Origin of the sequence: Mammaliicoccus sp. RAM2, from assembly GCF_045897195.1 — a bacterium.
Classification (GTDB): domain Bacteria; phylum Bacillota; class Bacilli; order Staphylococcales; family Staphylococcaceae; genus Mammaliicoccus; species Mammaliicoccus sciuri.
Map to the genome: position 1 here is coordinate 197,337 of NZ_JBJNWI010000003.1, position 14,217 is coordinate 211,553.

General features: G+C 30.9%; 14 protein-coding genes. 8 read left to right on the forward strand and 6 right to left on the reverse strand.

What is annotated here, in order from left to right:
- Positions 1-692 precede the first annotated feature (692 nt).
- Positions 693-1,571 (reverse strand): nuclease-related domain-containing protein, encoded by an 879-nt coding sequence (locus tag ACJTHF_RS06080; RefSeq protein ID WP_119650233.1) that lies wholly within the window; start codon positions 1,569-1,571, stop codon positions 693-695.
- A gap of 104 nt (positions 1,572-1,675) precedes the next feature.
- Positions 1,676-2,182: a hypothetical protein gene (locus tag ACJTHF_RS06085; protein WP_075578358.1), complete on the reverse strand. Its 507-nt coding sequence runs from the start codon at positions 2,180-2,182 to the stop codon at positions 1,676-1,678.
- A 117-nt stretch (positions 2,183-2,299) separates the two neighbouring features.
- On the opposite strand from ACJTHF_RS06085, the gene ACJTHF_RS06090 reads away from it, so the two are divergent.
- Positions 2,300-2,884, forward strand: coding sequence for a LysE family translocator (locus ACJTHF_RS06090; RefSeq protein WP_232156891.1), 585 nt, complete (start codon positions 2,300-2,302; stop codon positions 2,882-2,884).
- Positions 2,885-2,927: 43 nt separating this feature from the next.
- Here the strand turns inward: ACJTHF_RS06090 and ACJTHF_RS06095 are convergent, their stop codons facing one another.
- The gene (locus tag ACJTHF_RS06095) at positions 2,928-3,713 is read right to left on the reverse strand and encodes a MurR/RpiR family transcriptional regulator (RefSeq protein ID WP_078355241.1); all 786 of its coding nucleotides are present in this window, start codon (positions 3,711-3,713) and stop codon (positions 2,928-2,930) included.
- A 112-nt stretch (positions 3,714-3,825) separates the two neighbouring features.
- Here ACJTHF_RS06095 and pfkB point away from each other — a divergent pair, with 112 nt between their 5' ends.
- Genes pfkB through lacD form a run of 3 tightly spaced genes read left to right on the forward strand, consistent with a single transcriptional unit; the run spans position 3,826 to position 7,573 of the window.
- Positions 3,826-4,761: a 1-phosphofructokinase gene (gene pfkB / locus ACJTHF_RS06100; protein ID WP_078355242.1), complete on the forward strand. Its 936-nt coding sequence runs from the start codon at positions 3,826-3,828 to the stop codon at positions 4,759-4,761.
- A 5-nt stretch (positions 4,762-4,766) separates the two neighbouring features.
- Complete coding sequence (locus ACJTHF_RS06105) at positions 4,767-6,641, forward strand: fructose-specific PTS transporter subunit EIIC (RefSeq protein ID WP_232156893.1); 1,875 nt, start codon at positions 4,767-4,769, stop codon at positions 6,639-6,641.
- A complete protein-coding gene (gene lacD / locus ACJTHF_RS06110; RefSeq protein WP_078355244.1) occupies positions 6,638-7,573 on the forward strand; it encodes a tagatose-bisphosphate aldolase in 936 nt (311 codons plus the stop codon). The genes ACJTHF_RS06105 and lacD overlap by 4 nt, the downstream gene beginning before the upstream one ends.
- 198 nt (positions 7,574-7,771) lie before the next feature.
- On the opposite strand, the gene ACJTHF_RS06115 is transcribed toward lacD, so the two are convergent.
- The gene (locus ACJTHF_RS06115; protein WP_232156895.1) at positions 7,772-9,415 is read right to left on the reverse strand and encodes an alpha-keto acid decarboxylase family protein; all 1,644 of its coding nucleotides are present in this window, start codon (positions 9,413-9,415) and stop codon (positions 7,772-7,774) included.
- A 214-nt stretch (positions 9,416-9,629) separates the two neighbouring features.
- Here ACJTHF_RS06115 and ACJTHF_RS06120 point away from each other — a divergent pair, with 214 nt between their 5' ends.
- Positions 9,630-10,076 (forward strand): MarR family winged helix-turn-helix transcriptional regulator, encoded by a 447-nt coding sequence (locus tag ACJTHF_RS06120; RefSeq protein WP_025906982.1) that lies wholly within the window; start codon positions 9,630-9,632, stop codon positions 10,074-10,076.
- Positions 10,077-10,132: 56 nt separating this feature from the next.
- Here ACJTHF_RS06120 and ACJTHF_RS06125 read toward each other — a convergent pair whose 3' ends face one another.
- Positions 10,133-10,354 (reverse strand): hypothetical protein, encoded by a 222-nt coding sequence (locus tag ACJTHF_RS06125; RefSeq protein WP_048540559.1) that lies wholly within the window; start codon positions 10,352-10,354, stop codon positions 10,133-10,135.
- A 7-nt stretch (positions 10,355-10,361) separates the two neighbouring features.
- Positions 10,362-11,537, reverse strand: a complete 1,176-nt coding sequence (locus tag ACJTHF_RS06130; RefSeq protein ID WP_119650232.1) for a DUF418 domain-containing protein — start codon at positions 11,535-11,537, stop codon at positions 10,362-10,364.
- A 134-nt stretch (positions 11,538-11,671) separates the two neighbouring features.
- Between ACJTHF_RS06130 and ACJTHF_RS06135 the strand changes: the two genes are divergently transcribed.
- From ACJTHF_RS06135 to ACJTHF_RS06145, 3 genes are read left to right on the forward strand one after another with little or no spacing between them, the layout of a single operon-like run.
- Entirely contained in the window at positions 11,672-12,331 is a 660-nt protein-coding gene (locus ACJTHF_RS06135; protein ID WP_078355247.1) for a response regulator transcription factor, read from the forward strand.
- A 4-nt stretch (positions 12,332-12,335) separates the two neighbouring features.
- Positions 12,336-13,799, forward strand: coding sequence for a sensor histidine kinase (locus ACJTHF_RS06140; protein WP_078355248.1), 1,464 nt, complete (start codon positions 12,336-12,338; stop codon positions 13,797-13,799).
- Positions 13,800-13,812: 13 nt separating this feature from the next.
- Positions 13,813-14,166 (forward strand): hypothetical protein, encoded by a 354-nt coding sequence (locus ACJTHF_RS06145; RefSeq protein ID WP_078355249.1) that lies wholly within the window; start codon positions 13,813-13,815, stop codon positions 14,164-14,166.
- The last annotated feature ends 51 nt before the right edge of the window (positions 14,167-14,217 follow it).

The following is a 14,217-nucleotide window of genomic DNA, read 5'->3' on the forward strand; positions in this document are numbered from 1 at the left end:
TGGTGCCCCTGTTTTTGTTGGTGGATGAAGGGGGGGAAGGTAGTTGGGCGGTATTGATTGCAATGTTCGATGCTCCAATGTTGCTAGTCAGCCATCACTTGCAATGTTCAACACTCCAATATTGCTAGTCAGTCACCACTTGCAATGTTCGATCCCCCAATATTGCTAGTCAGCCACCACTTGCAATGTTCGATCCCCCAATATTGCTAGTCAGCCATCACTTGCAATGTTCGATCCCCCAATATTGCTAGTCAGCCATCACTTGCAATGTTCGATCCCCCAATATTGCTAGTCAGCCATCACTTGCAATGTTCGATCCCCCAATATTGCTAGTCAGCTTCCACTTGCAATGTTCGATACCCCAATATTGCTAGTCAGCTTCCACTTGCAATGTTCGATCCCCCAATATTGCTAGTCAGCCATCACTTGCAATGTTCGATCCCCCAATATTGCTAGTCAGCCATCACTTGCAATGTTCGATGCTCCAATGTTGCTAGTCAGCCATCACTTGCAATGTTCAACACTCCAATATTGCTAGTCAGCTTACACTTGCAATGTTCGATCCCCCAATATTGCTAGTCAGCCACCACTTGCAATGTTCGATCCCCCAATATTGCTAGTCAGCCATCACTTGCAATGTTCGATACCCCAATATTGCTAGTCAGCCATCACTTGCAATGTTCACTTCGGTTTTATTGATTTTTATAGTATCTTTTTGGATTCTTATTTGTACTTCTAAAATACTTTTCACACACTCTTCTTATAGTGTATTTATTCTCCACCCCACACCATTTTTGTGCTTCTGATAAAGTAAAAGACTCCCCTTTACACAAATTAAGTTCTAATAAATTAAACAAATACACATTTTGTCGTATGTCTTTGAAATCACATAATCTACATTTCAGTTTTTTCTTTCGTTCTTCTACCTCAATCGTATTCAATCTCTTACATTTTGGGCATTTCAATCCTGAACTTAAACTAGCCATCGGGACTTTTTTAATATTGTTATAAAGATGTGAAAAGTCACTATGCTCTTGTTGAAACATATGTAAGATATTAGCATTTTCTATAGTATGATTATTTTTGAACATATATTTAAGTTTGTGTAATTCTGTTGGTAGTAGGATATTGAAATGATTTGGCATTGTGCCTTTTAAAGTGAATTTGGGGTTTGAAAAAATAAGAAAGGAATGTAAGGGTTTATTAATATTCAAGTGGGATATTAAATGATTCAATTCATGATTGGCTCGTCGCAGTTGCTGAAAAGGTGTATAAAACATGTTTCCAAATTCGTTCATAAGCTGACCATCTTTAATCGTATAATCTCCAGAATAATGTTTAACCTCAAAGTGACATATAGCATCATCCGTTACAATTAAAAAATCAATTTGAACGCGATTTTTGTAGTTTATATGAAAATCATATAAATAATGAAGATCTGGATATTCATCAAGAATACCTTTAATGAAAAGTTCACCCTCCAGACCTTTAATATAGTTCCTCGTATCTTCATCAAGTTTATCTTGAATGATACGATTTTTGAGAGCCAGTAAGTATGTTTGACTGTTCATCGATGCACCTCCACAATTCTTTACAATTATTATAGAGAATGCGCAGGAAAAGATAAACTAAAATACTACAGTTCGTTATACTTAATTAGTAAACCTATACAACATTAACTTTCCTGCAGTTTATCACAAAATAACTTAGTGTCATATTTAGACTTTAAGATTATCCATTCATTTTGATTACTATATTTATCTTTTAAATCAAGTAATCTTTTATCATGATTGTCTTTAAAATTCCAAACAAATTTAATAAAACTCCAACTCACTCTTTTAGGATTTCCCCCTTCAGATTTTCTATAAAAACTTTGAAGAAACCTTTTAAAAACTCTAAATATACAAATTGCTCTACTATAATTTAACCAGATTACAATGTCAGCTTTCTTCATTCTCAACTCCAAAGTACTGTTATAATTGCCATCAATAATCCATTCATCTAATTGAATAATATTTTTTAATATTTCTTCAAAAGTCTCACTATCTATTGTTTTGTTACTATTTTGCCATTTTATTTCATCTAAATGATATAAAGGAATTCCTAAGTTATTATGTAATTTATTTGATAATGTTGATTTACCTGAACCTGGACATCCAATAACCATAATACGTTGTTTCATACTTTCACCTTCTTTTTATAAGATTTATATATTCTCATCCCCCGACACCAATCATTTACAATCCCTCCATCTATCGATACAATACACACAATAGTTTAACTCGAAGGGGCGTTTTATATGACTTTATTATCTATGACGATTTATGCAATTGTTTCTAGTTTCACGCCTGGACCAAATAACATTATGTCTTTATATTATTCTAAACAAACTGGTCTGCGAGGTACAGTACGTTTCTGTATCGGTGTTGCGCTTGGCTTTTTTTTATTACTACTCGTATCTAATTTCTTTAGTTCTGCTTTGTATCACCTGTTCCCTAAAATACAATTATATATGAAGATTTTCGGGGCAATTTATTTACTTTATTTAGCATACAAAATTGGAACGAGCAAAGGTACGGATGCTCAATCATTTAGTAATAGATACAATAATATTAAATTTGGTATGTTGTTACAGTTCGTAAATCCTAAAGGTGTGATTTATGCGTTAAGTGTTGTAGCTGCATTTATAACGCCAAACTATGAACATTTCTCTATCCAAATCATCTTAATTACATATTTAGCACTCATCGGATTTCTATCCTCTTTCAGTTGGAGTGTCTTTGGTTCAATCTTTAAAAAGTTTATTAATCAACATGAATTAGAATTTAATATCATAATGGCACTACTTCTCGTTTATACTGCCTTCTCCATCCTCTTCACATAAAAATGCCCCCTAATCCATGATTGATGGTAAAGGGGGTATTTTACTAACTGTTTTGATCATTTCTTATTACATATGCATCCAAAAGTATTCTGGATAAAACTTGTAATGGTAACCGTGACCTAACTTCATATTCAGGTAAATAATTTTTATCAGATTTAAATCCTAATAAAATGATATCGCATAGTTCATATAGTCTACCTTCTTTATTTGTTGTTAAACAAATTGTTTTGACGTTTAAGTTTTTACAATATTCAGCAGCTTCCACCAGTTCTTCTGTTTCACCATTCAAAGAAATAAATATTACTAAATCATCTTTTGTAAATGTTTTTGATTTTATGCGAATTATGTTCGGATCTTTATGCTCCTCAGTATATTTATTTAGTAATTGCAGTTTGATTGTCATTTCATTTGATATATGTTCTGAAAATCCTCTTGCAAATATAGTAACTTTTTTACTGTATTTAATCGCTGATATAGCATCCTCTATTATAGAAGATTGAATGTATCTAATAGTCTTATCAACTTCTTCTTTATTTTTAATAATCGCAGTTTGTATTTGACTATCAATGTATTCTACTTGTTCCAATGATTTTGGATTGGTATTAGAAATCTCTGTTGCAATTTGAAACTTAAAATCCGTAAAACCACTGTAGTCTAGCTTTTTCATACATCTTACTATCGTTGAAGTAGATACATTAGCATCTTCGCTCAATTTAATAATAGAAAGATTTACCATATCAAGATAATTTTTTTCTATATAGTTAATTAAGTATTTATCACTATCACTTAACTTACTATAAAAATATTGTACACGTTGTTGAAAATTCATGTTAACCCTCCTTATGTAAATATTTTCACTTTATTTTTACTATATCATAGAAAGTGTAAACATTTTCATTCTTGCTCATGCCATAATCATTATTAAGAAAGGATGTTTGCTTATGATATACACTTGTACATTAAATACAGCTATTGATATGTTCGTTCATATGAATGATTTTAAACCTGATTATGTAAATAGAAGTATTTATGATGAGTTTCAACCTAATGGGAAAGGTGTTAACATATCTGTAATTTTAAGTAAATTAGGTACTCCTAATATCGCAACAGGATTTGTAGGAGGATTTAGTGGGAAATTTGTCAAAGATGAATTAGAAAAAATGAAAATTCAAACAGATTTTATTGAAGTAGAAGGTAATACTAGAATTAATGTATTTCTTAAATCAAACCAGGGTGAATATAAAATTGTTAATTCGGGACCTACCATTAAGAAAAATGAGATAAATTTATTATTAGCCAAAATAAAAAATTTGAATAGTAATGATATTCTTTTTGTTTCTGGAAGTCTTCCCAAAGGCATTGATGGTGAAATTTTATTAACAATTGCCAAATTATCAAATTCAATAGGATTTAAATTAATTATTGATACCAGCCATCCTATTCTAAAAGAAATTATTAAATATAAACCGTTTTTAATCAAACCTAATGAAGAAGAGTTACAAAACCTTTTCCCTATCCATGATCTAAAATCTGATAAAGACATCGCATATGTATCCAATCTACTTATTAAAGAGGGTTGTCAAAATGTTTTAGTATCTGTTGGAGAAAATGGAGCATATTTTTTCAATAAATATTGTAGTTATCATTGTACTGCTCCTAAAGGTGAAGTTTTAAATACAGCTGGAGCTGGAGATACAATTTTAGCAACATTTTATCATACTTTGCAAGAGACTTTAGATGAAGCTACTGCTCTTAAAAAAGCTGTTGTTGCCGGTTCTTCTACGGCATTTAAATCAGGACTCACAGATTTTAGCGATACCGAAGAATTATTGAAAGAGATTAAAATTTCAACATTAAACGTTACTAAACAGGGGTGATATTTATGAAATATCAATTTTTAGGAGTTACAGGATGTCCAACGGGAATAGCACATACTTTCATGGCAGCTGAAGCACTAGAAAATGCTGCCAAAAGTAAAAACGTAACAATTAAAGTAGAAACACATGGGCAAAGAGGAACTGAAAATGAATTTAGTAAAAAAGAAATTGACGAAGCAGAAGTCATCATTATTGCAGCTGATAAAAATGTAAATATTGATAGATTCAAAGGGAAGAAAGTTATTAACGTTTCAGTATCTAAAGGTATTAAACAAGCAAATCAGTTACTCGATCAAGCTATTTCAGGTGATGTGGCAATTTATCAATCTGAGAATAATCAATTAGATAATTCTAAGCATCAAGAAAATACTTCGTCTAATATGTGGCATAAAATATATGTTCATTTAATGAATGGTGTTTCGCATATGCTTCCTTTCGTAGTAGCTGGGGGTGTTATGACTGCTATATCATTCATGTTTGGGATATACTCCGCTGATCCAAAATCTGACCAATACAATGTAATCGCTGAACAAATGAACACAATAGGCGGCTTAGCTATGGGTCTAATGGTTCCTATACTAAGTGCATATATAGCACAATCAATAGCCAATAGGCCTGGTCTAGTTATAGGTTTTATCGTTGGTATGATAGCTGATACAAATGGTACAGGATTTCTAGGAGGTATTGCAGGAGGTTTCTTAGCTGGTGGCATCGTATTATTATTACAAAAATCTCTAAAAGACTTACCTAAATCATTAGATGGTTTGAAAGCAATATTTTTACTACCTGTTTTAGGTATTTTTATCGCTGGCTTTATAATGTGGTATTTATCAATACCTATGGAATTTATTAATAAAGGTATGATGGATTTTTTAGCAGGTTTCCAAAACTCAAATCCAATAATTTTAGGTTTAATTGTCGGTATAATGTGTGCGTTTGATATGGGTGGACCAGTAAATAAAGCAGCGTATGTTACAGGTACTGCTCTATTAGCACAAGGTAACCATCTTTTCATGGCTGGAGTATCAGCTGCATGTATAGTTCCTCCATTAGCAACTGGATTCTCAGTATTACTATCTAGAAAATATTACAGTCAATCTGAGACGAGTGCTGGATTAGTCAACTTTTTACTTGGTTCAACACATATCACTGAAGGTGCGATTCCATTTGCTGCTAAACGACCATTTATTATTATCCCAATACTTATGGTTGGCTCTTCTATAGCTGCAATACTCACATATATGTTGAAAGTTGAAGTTCCAGCCCCACATGGTGGATTTATAGTATTGCCTGTAGTTACTCATCCAATTTTCTGGGTAGTATCAATAATTATTGGTGCTCTTGTTGCTGGAATATTGATGTCTATCGAACAAAAAAAATATGTTACTAAAAGTAATGAGTCTGATGAACAACCTAAAATCATATCTACTAACAACTTAGTAGACAGTAAACGAGTTTTCTTAAATAAATCTTTCAACAATAAAGAAAGCGCTTTAGAGTTTATTGCCCAACAATCAGTTGAAACAAATGTTTCAGATAGTTTCAATTCTGTCTTTGAAGGTTTGAAAGCACGTGAATCAGAAAGTAGTACGGGCATGGAGAATGGTATAGCTATACCTCATGTATCAGATAAATCAATTAGTAACGCAAGTCTAATTGTCATTAAAATGGATAATGAAATTGAATGGCCATCTTTAGATGGGAAACCTACTAATTTCTTAATAAGTATATTAGTACCTGAAAATAATGGTGAGGCACATTTAAATATTTTAGCTAACCTATCTAGAAAATTAATGGATAAAGAATTTACAAATCAATTAATATCTTCAAATTCAAAAGAAGAAATCGTAAATCTATTAAGTGGAGTGAATAAGAAATGAAATCCTTAAAAAAACTAACTAACAATAAAGGCATTATTACTGCATTAGCTATAGATCAAAGAGGTGCTTTAAAAAGAATGATGGGCGAAAATATTTCAAATACTGAAATATCTAATTTTAAAGAATTAGTCTCAAATGAATTAACACCTTATGCATCATCTATATTATTAGATCCTGAATTTGGTAAAGAAGCAGCTAATATAAGAGATGAAAATTGTGGTTTAATTATGGCATATGAAAAAACAGGTTATGATAAAAAAACACCAGGAAGATTTCCTGACTTAATTCCAAATTGTTCAGTCAAAAACTTGAAATCTAAAGGTGCAGATGCCATCAAACTTCTAATCTATGTAGACATTAATGAGTCAGAAGAAATAAATAGTCAAAAAGAAGCTTTTGTAGAAAGAGTTGGTAGTGAATGTGTATCAGAATCATTACCTTTTTTCCTAGAAATTTTAACATATGATGACTCTATTGGTGATGAAAAGGGAATTGAGTTTGCTAAGATAAAGCCATATAAAGTGATTAATGCCATGCGTCTTTACAGTGAATCAAGATTTAATGTTGATGTACTAAAAGTAGAAGTTCCAGTTAATATGAACTTTGTAGAGGGATATGCTAAGAATGAATATGTTTATACAAAAGAGGAAGCTGCTGAATTCTTCCTGGAACAATCTAATGCTACCAACCTACCGTTTATATTTTTAAGTGCTGGCGTGTCATCACAATTATTTATAGATACATTAAACTTCGCATATAAGTCAGGATCTAAGTTTAATGGTGTATTATGTGGTAGAGCTACATGGAGTGATGCTGCAAAAGTATATGTAGAAGATGGTATTAATTCCTCAAGAAACAAACTGAAATCAACCTGTAAAAATAATATTCTAGAATTAAATAAATTAGTTGAAGAAATTGCTACACCCGTCTAACCCTTCTCCATCCTCTTCACATAAAAAAATGGGAGCGGGACAGAAATCTAATTTAGATAAAAAGATTTCCTAGTCCCGCCCCGGAAAGGATGACTAGAGTTGAAAAAAGCTTGCTACAAGCGCATTTTCAACTCAGTCATCTACTGCCAAGATACTAAAAGAGTCAGAGACGTTACATTATGTCCCTGACTCTTTGTATTAACTATTTTGTTTTGAGAATGCTTGTCCGATTGCGTCTAGTTTTTCTGGTGCGTCTGAAACGCCCATTTTCACTTCTATGAAATGCATTTGATTAGGTTCATTGTTAATTTTTAAGAATACATTTTCTAAATCGGCAGATGTTTCTACGTCGTGTACGGCTACTGTATCTTTACCGCCAAATACGGCTGGTAACATTTTGTAGTCCCACATTTGAATATCATTATATAATTGGTGTTCGCCGTGGATTTTTCTTTCAACTGTGTATCCATCATTATTAATAACAAAAATAACAGGTTTAAGGTCATTTCTAATCATTGTTGATATATCTTGTGCTGTTAATTGTAATGAACCATCACCAATTAATAGGATATTTCTTCTATATAAATTAGACATTTGTGTACCGATTGTTGCTGGTAATGTATAACCGATTGATCCCCATAATGGTTGTCCAATAAATGTATTATCTTTGTATAAGTTAAGGTCATACGCACCGAAGAATGAAGTACCTTGTTCTGCTAAAATTATATCATCTAATCCGATAAAATCTTGCATCATTTTAAAGTAAGTTTCTTGTGTGAGTGGTTCATTATCAACTGTGTAATCACCTTTTTCTGGACGATTATTTTCTGGGAAATGTGCTTCATTTTTATATTCTATATCAAGTAATCCGTTCATTAGACTTGGTAATGTAAATTTTGATGAAGTTGTATCATTTAATTTGAAATCTAAATGATTGATCATTACGACATCATCAATATCAAATCCATAAGAATAACCTGCAGTCGCTGAATCTGTTAATTTAGCACCAATATTTAAAATAGCATCACTGTTATCTACATAATTTCTAATATCTTCTTCTGCGATACTACCATCATAAATACCCATATAATAACGACTTTCTTCATTAAATGCACCTTTACCTAAAGAAAGTTGTGCAACTGGAATTTGTGTTAGTTCAACAAAGCGTTCTAATTCATCATGTAATTTAAAGCTATTAATTTCATGACCAGTAATGATAACAGGTTGCTGAGCTGTTTTTAATTTTTGTTGTACCATTTCGATGTATTGAGAAACATCTTGATTGATTATTTCGGCTGGTTTGAAAGCTTCTTCAACTTCAATTTCTGCTTGTGCTACATCGATTGGTAAATGTATATGGACAGGTCTTTTTTCAGCTAATGCTGCATTAATTAATCTTGGAATTTCAGTCTGAGCATTTTCTACTGTTATATAACCTTGAGCAGTTGTAATTTCTTTAAACATTTTTCTATAACTATCAAACTTACCTTCACCTAATGAATGGTGAACATATTTACCCGCTTCTTCAACAACTGTTGTTGGTGCACCTGTAATAGCTATTACTGGCACGCGTTCTGCATAAGATCCTGCAATACCATTAACTGCACTTAGTTCACCAACTCCAAATGTAGTGACCATTGCACTGATACCATTCATTCTTGCATATCCATCCGCAGCATAACTTGCATTTAATTCATTCGTATTGCCTACCCATTCCATATCTTCTCTACTTACAATATCATCTAAAAATGCTAAATTAAAATCTCCAGGAACACCAAATACTTTTTCTACTCCTACTGTACTTAATGAATCCATTAAATATTCCCCAACACGTTTTTTCATATCCGATTCTCCTTTTCTATTTTTACGAATCAATTTAAGTCAATATAGTTGACCTATTAATGTAAAAAATAAACCTTTGATTAAATATCAAATGTTTAATAATCCCTATAACAATTCTTAGTATATACCTACTTTGAAATTAAGTCAATATCATTGACCTAAAAATGAAATTTTAACAACTATCCTTTATAATAGTTGAAAAGGAGTCGACACGATGGATAATAAAAACAATTATGATCATATGCTTTTTTATTTCGCGTACAAAACATTTATCAATACAGCTGACGATATTATTAAAAATCATGGCATGAACAGACAGCATCATAGATTTTTATTTTTTATAGATCAAATGCCAGGTATAACAATTAAAGATTTATTAGATACACTTGAAATATCTAAACAAGCATCCCACGCTTCATTAAAAAAATTAAAAGAAAAAAAATTAATTAGATATGTAGATTCTGACAATGATAGACGTGTAAAACATTTATACCCTACAGAAGAAGGTAGTGCTTTAGTTCATAAATTGAACCAAGCGCAAAATGAATTATTACAGCAAACGTTTGAAGAAGCTGGTACAGAGTGGCATGATTTTATGGAACACCTTGCAAGTATGAAAAGTGGATTTAAAAATGTTAAATCTATTAAGCCAAAAGAATAGCAATCAAAAAAGGGAGCTGGACAATACGTCCTGCTCCTTTTCTTTATATATTTAAACTAATCACTTTGTCCATATGTACGCAATGAACTATAAACTACAATACAGATGAAGTATAAAATAACAATGATAATGAAACTATATGGCACATGTTCTAAATAGAACCAGCTTAAATGCAAATTAGTAAATTGATTCAGCTGCTGAATGACATATCTTGCAACTAATAGTCCTGAAAATACGACAAATAATATGCGTGCGACTTTCTTAACTATTTCTATCATTATTATTTCATCTCCTTTTTCCTACTTTAATTTTCCAATGTGTAAACATTCGAAGTATATATTCTAGCGGACCATATCGCCAATGCTTTTGATACCATGATGCTAAAAGCATTTGTAATACATAAATTAAAATAAAACTAATCGTCGTCACTAAAAGTACATCTTTTCCGAAGAATCCTAATCCATAGCCATATAATATGAGTGTTCCGATAATACTTTGTAAAATATACATAGATAACGACATTTTACCGAGACTTTCAAACCCTCTAAATATTACGTTTTGTTGATACGTTTGATATAAGTATTTAAATAAACAAATAAAGCCAATCGCTAACAATATACCGAATATCATTGTGATACTCTCAGCCGCATTTTCATTCGATAACCATAAATAAGAGGACTTCCCTAATATCGATACTGGTATAAGATATATAAACCATTTAGAAATGCGTTGGTCTTCGATACGTTTTTCAAACCATTTATATTTAGATAAACATATGCCTAGTGTGAAATATGGAACTTCTATAAAGAAAATCATTACAAATAACCATCCTATATTATCGCCAAGCATTGATTTTAATTGCATTAATTGTGGATCTTTAATATTGTCATCCGCTTCACGAATGTCCCAATAACTACCTTCACTAAATAATGTTTTAACTTCGTGCACATACGAAGCTTTATCACTTGTTTCAATAATAGGACCGGAAGTATCAAATAAAGAAACAATCGACAACGCTAATATCATCCCAAATCCAACGATCGTAACCCATTTAAAAAATTTACGATTCAATGATATAAATGGAATCACGATTAACATTGATAGTGCATAACCAAATAAGATATCTCCTTCCCATATAAAATAAGCATGTAAACTACCTAATATTAATAAGAATATGGCTCTTCTTAACAGTTTAATTCTTGGACGTTTAATTTGTTTACTTTTCATAGATTGATAAAGCTTATCTAAAGAAAATCCAAATAAAATCGCAAAAATAGGCATAAAGCTACCTTCAAATATAATCTTGATAACATAATAAATGGTTTGATTCACACCACTTAAATGATATTGATCTATGTACAATTGCCCTGTTAAACCAAATTGAAAAATTAATAAATTGGCCATAAATATGCCAAATAAACTAAACCCTCTTAGTGCATCAGCAACTTCTATTCTGTTCATTCTATTCACCTCACATATTATATTAGCAAGTTAAAATAAAATCTGACTTATATAAACCTTAAATCTGACTTAATTTTACATATACCTGTAGATACATATAAAATGAAAATATACAATTATATAGAGGTGTAAAAATGACTGCCAAAATATTAATAGTAGAAGATGACTTAGATATACAAACATTGATAAAAATATCCTTATCCAATAAACAATTAGGTGATATATATTTAGCAAGTGACAAACCAGAAGCTGAAGCGAAATTAAAAGCGCATCGCTTTGATGTCGTGTTGCTTGATTTAAACTTAAAATCAGAAAACGGCTATGAACTCGTCAAATATATTAAACATGAAGATACAAAACTTATAATCGTGACAGCGAAAGATTCAGATTTGGATGTTTATAAAGGGTTTGAAAATGGTGCCGTAGATTATGTGAAGAAACCATTTGATCCTATTGAGCTTGCTTATCGCGTATCTGTACATATTAAAAATATCAATACGCATCACAATAAGAACTTGCAAGTCAATCTAGATACAACTGACGTCATTACAAATAATAAGAAAGCTAATCTGACTTCAAGAGAGTATGACCTTCTCGCATATTTTATTAAAAATAAAAATCAAGTTTTGACGAAGAGTCAAATATACGAACGTGTATGGGGGTATTCCATAAGTGTGGATGACAATACATTAATGGTACACATTCGAACATTACGCAAAAAAATAGAAGATGACCCGAATAATCCTCAACTGATACAGACAGTTCGAGGTAAAGGTTACATATACAGAGGTTAATGAAATGAATAAAAGGTTCACATGGAAATTCACGAAATACATTTTTATTTTTCTTACGATTACTTTTATTATAGGTGTTATTGGCATATGGCTTTTCTTTACAAACGTTGTAAAAATTGCTTATTCCGATATAGAAGAAGTTGATGATTTTTATATGGATTTTTCAATATCAAATGAAGAAAACGGCTATAAACTAAATGATGATTTAAAACAAAAATTAAAAGACAATCATGTTCAGTTGTATATTGTCGATAAAGATGCCAATGTCCTTTATCCTAAAAAACAAATGAATTTAAAAAATAAAATTATTAAAAACTTATACAATACACAAGCCATTCCTTTTAGAAGCGATGACTATAGCGTTATATTAATTTATCCAAAATCGCACAACCATCACATACATTCAATAGAAGAAATTGATACTAAAAAATTAATAAGTAGCTTGTATATCAATAATTACAATAAGTATTATCATATCGAAAAGGATAATCAATTAACATTTATAGATAATCCTGCTTATCATAAAGTTCAATATACAGATGAGTTTAATGATATCGAAAACAAGACATTTAAATTTTTAGCCCTATCTTATTTGTTATTACTTTTACTCAACATGATTTTAGTAATCATTTTCGCATTTATCATTTCTAAAAGACTTTCTAAGCCATTATTCTTCTATACGGATTGGATAGAAAACCTTTCTAAAGGTAAATTGTTTAAACCAAGCTCCAAACACTACAACAAAAGAAGCAAAAAATTATTTAAAGAACTGAATGATTCTGTAGAAAGCTTAAACCTACAACTGACTGAAGATAAAATTTATCAAAATCAAATTAATTACTACCGCGAGAAATGGCTTAATCAGCTATCTCATGATTTAAAATCACCTTTAACATCTATTTATGGTTACGCCAAACTATTATCATCAGAAGAAATAGATACTAAGAAATATGCAATTTTAATTTCAGACAAAGCTGCATATATGACTGAGTTGATTGATAGTTTAAACAATAACTTCAGATATGAAACAGATCAAATGACCATTCATAAAGAATCATTCGATATTACAGAAACATTAAAGCAGCTGAAAAGGACCATACAATACGACAAACTTGAAATTATCAATCAGTTAACAGAACAAAGATTTTATGGCAATAAACTATATTTTGAACGTATGATGATGAACCTTATAGATAATAGTATCGATCATAATAAACGTAACCCAAACATTGAAATCAACATTAAGAATATAAATGAAGGTTTAGAAATTAATTATAAAGATGACGGTGTTGGCATAAGTAAGACGACAGAGAAACATATGCTTCATTCAAATTACACCACAAAAGACAACAAAGAAGGACACGGTATCGGTTCAACGATCATTATGGATTGCATCACATTTCATAACGGAACCTTTAAAATTATGCCCACTACAAAAGGTGTAAACTTCAAAATCCATTTAAATTAAGGAGCTGGGAAGGATGAAGGAGAAGTTGTTTTATAGTGTGACGTATGGATTGTATATGATTTCAATCCTTGTATTAACCCAACTTATTATCTTCAACAAAGTGGATTTAGCGACATTAATTGGTGCAATAATAGGAATATCAGTAGCTACACCACTAGTTTTAGAAAATAATAAATATAAAAAAGATAGATATAATATCTTTACTAAAGAATACTTAATACAGTTTAGCTCATTAATTATCGCATTCATCTTAATTAGATTATTTGTTTCTTCCGATTACAGAATATACCCTATGATGGTGATTGTTGTTATTTTGATTACATATGAAATCATTAAGAGAAGAAAGAAAAAGAAGCTCGAGAATTGAGCTTCAGGTGTTTAAGTCACTAGACAAATTGTATTTTTTCATGATATTCTA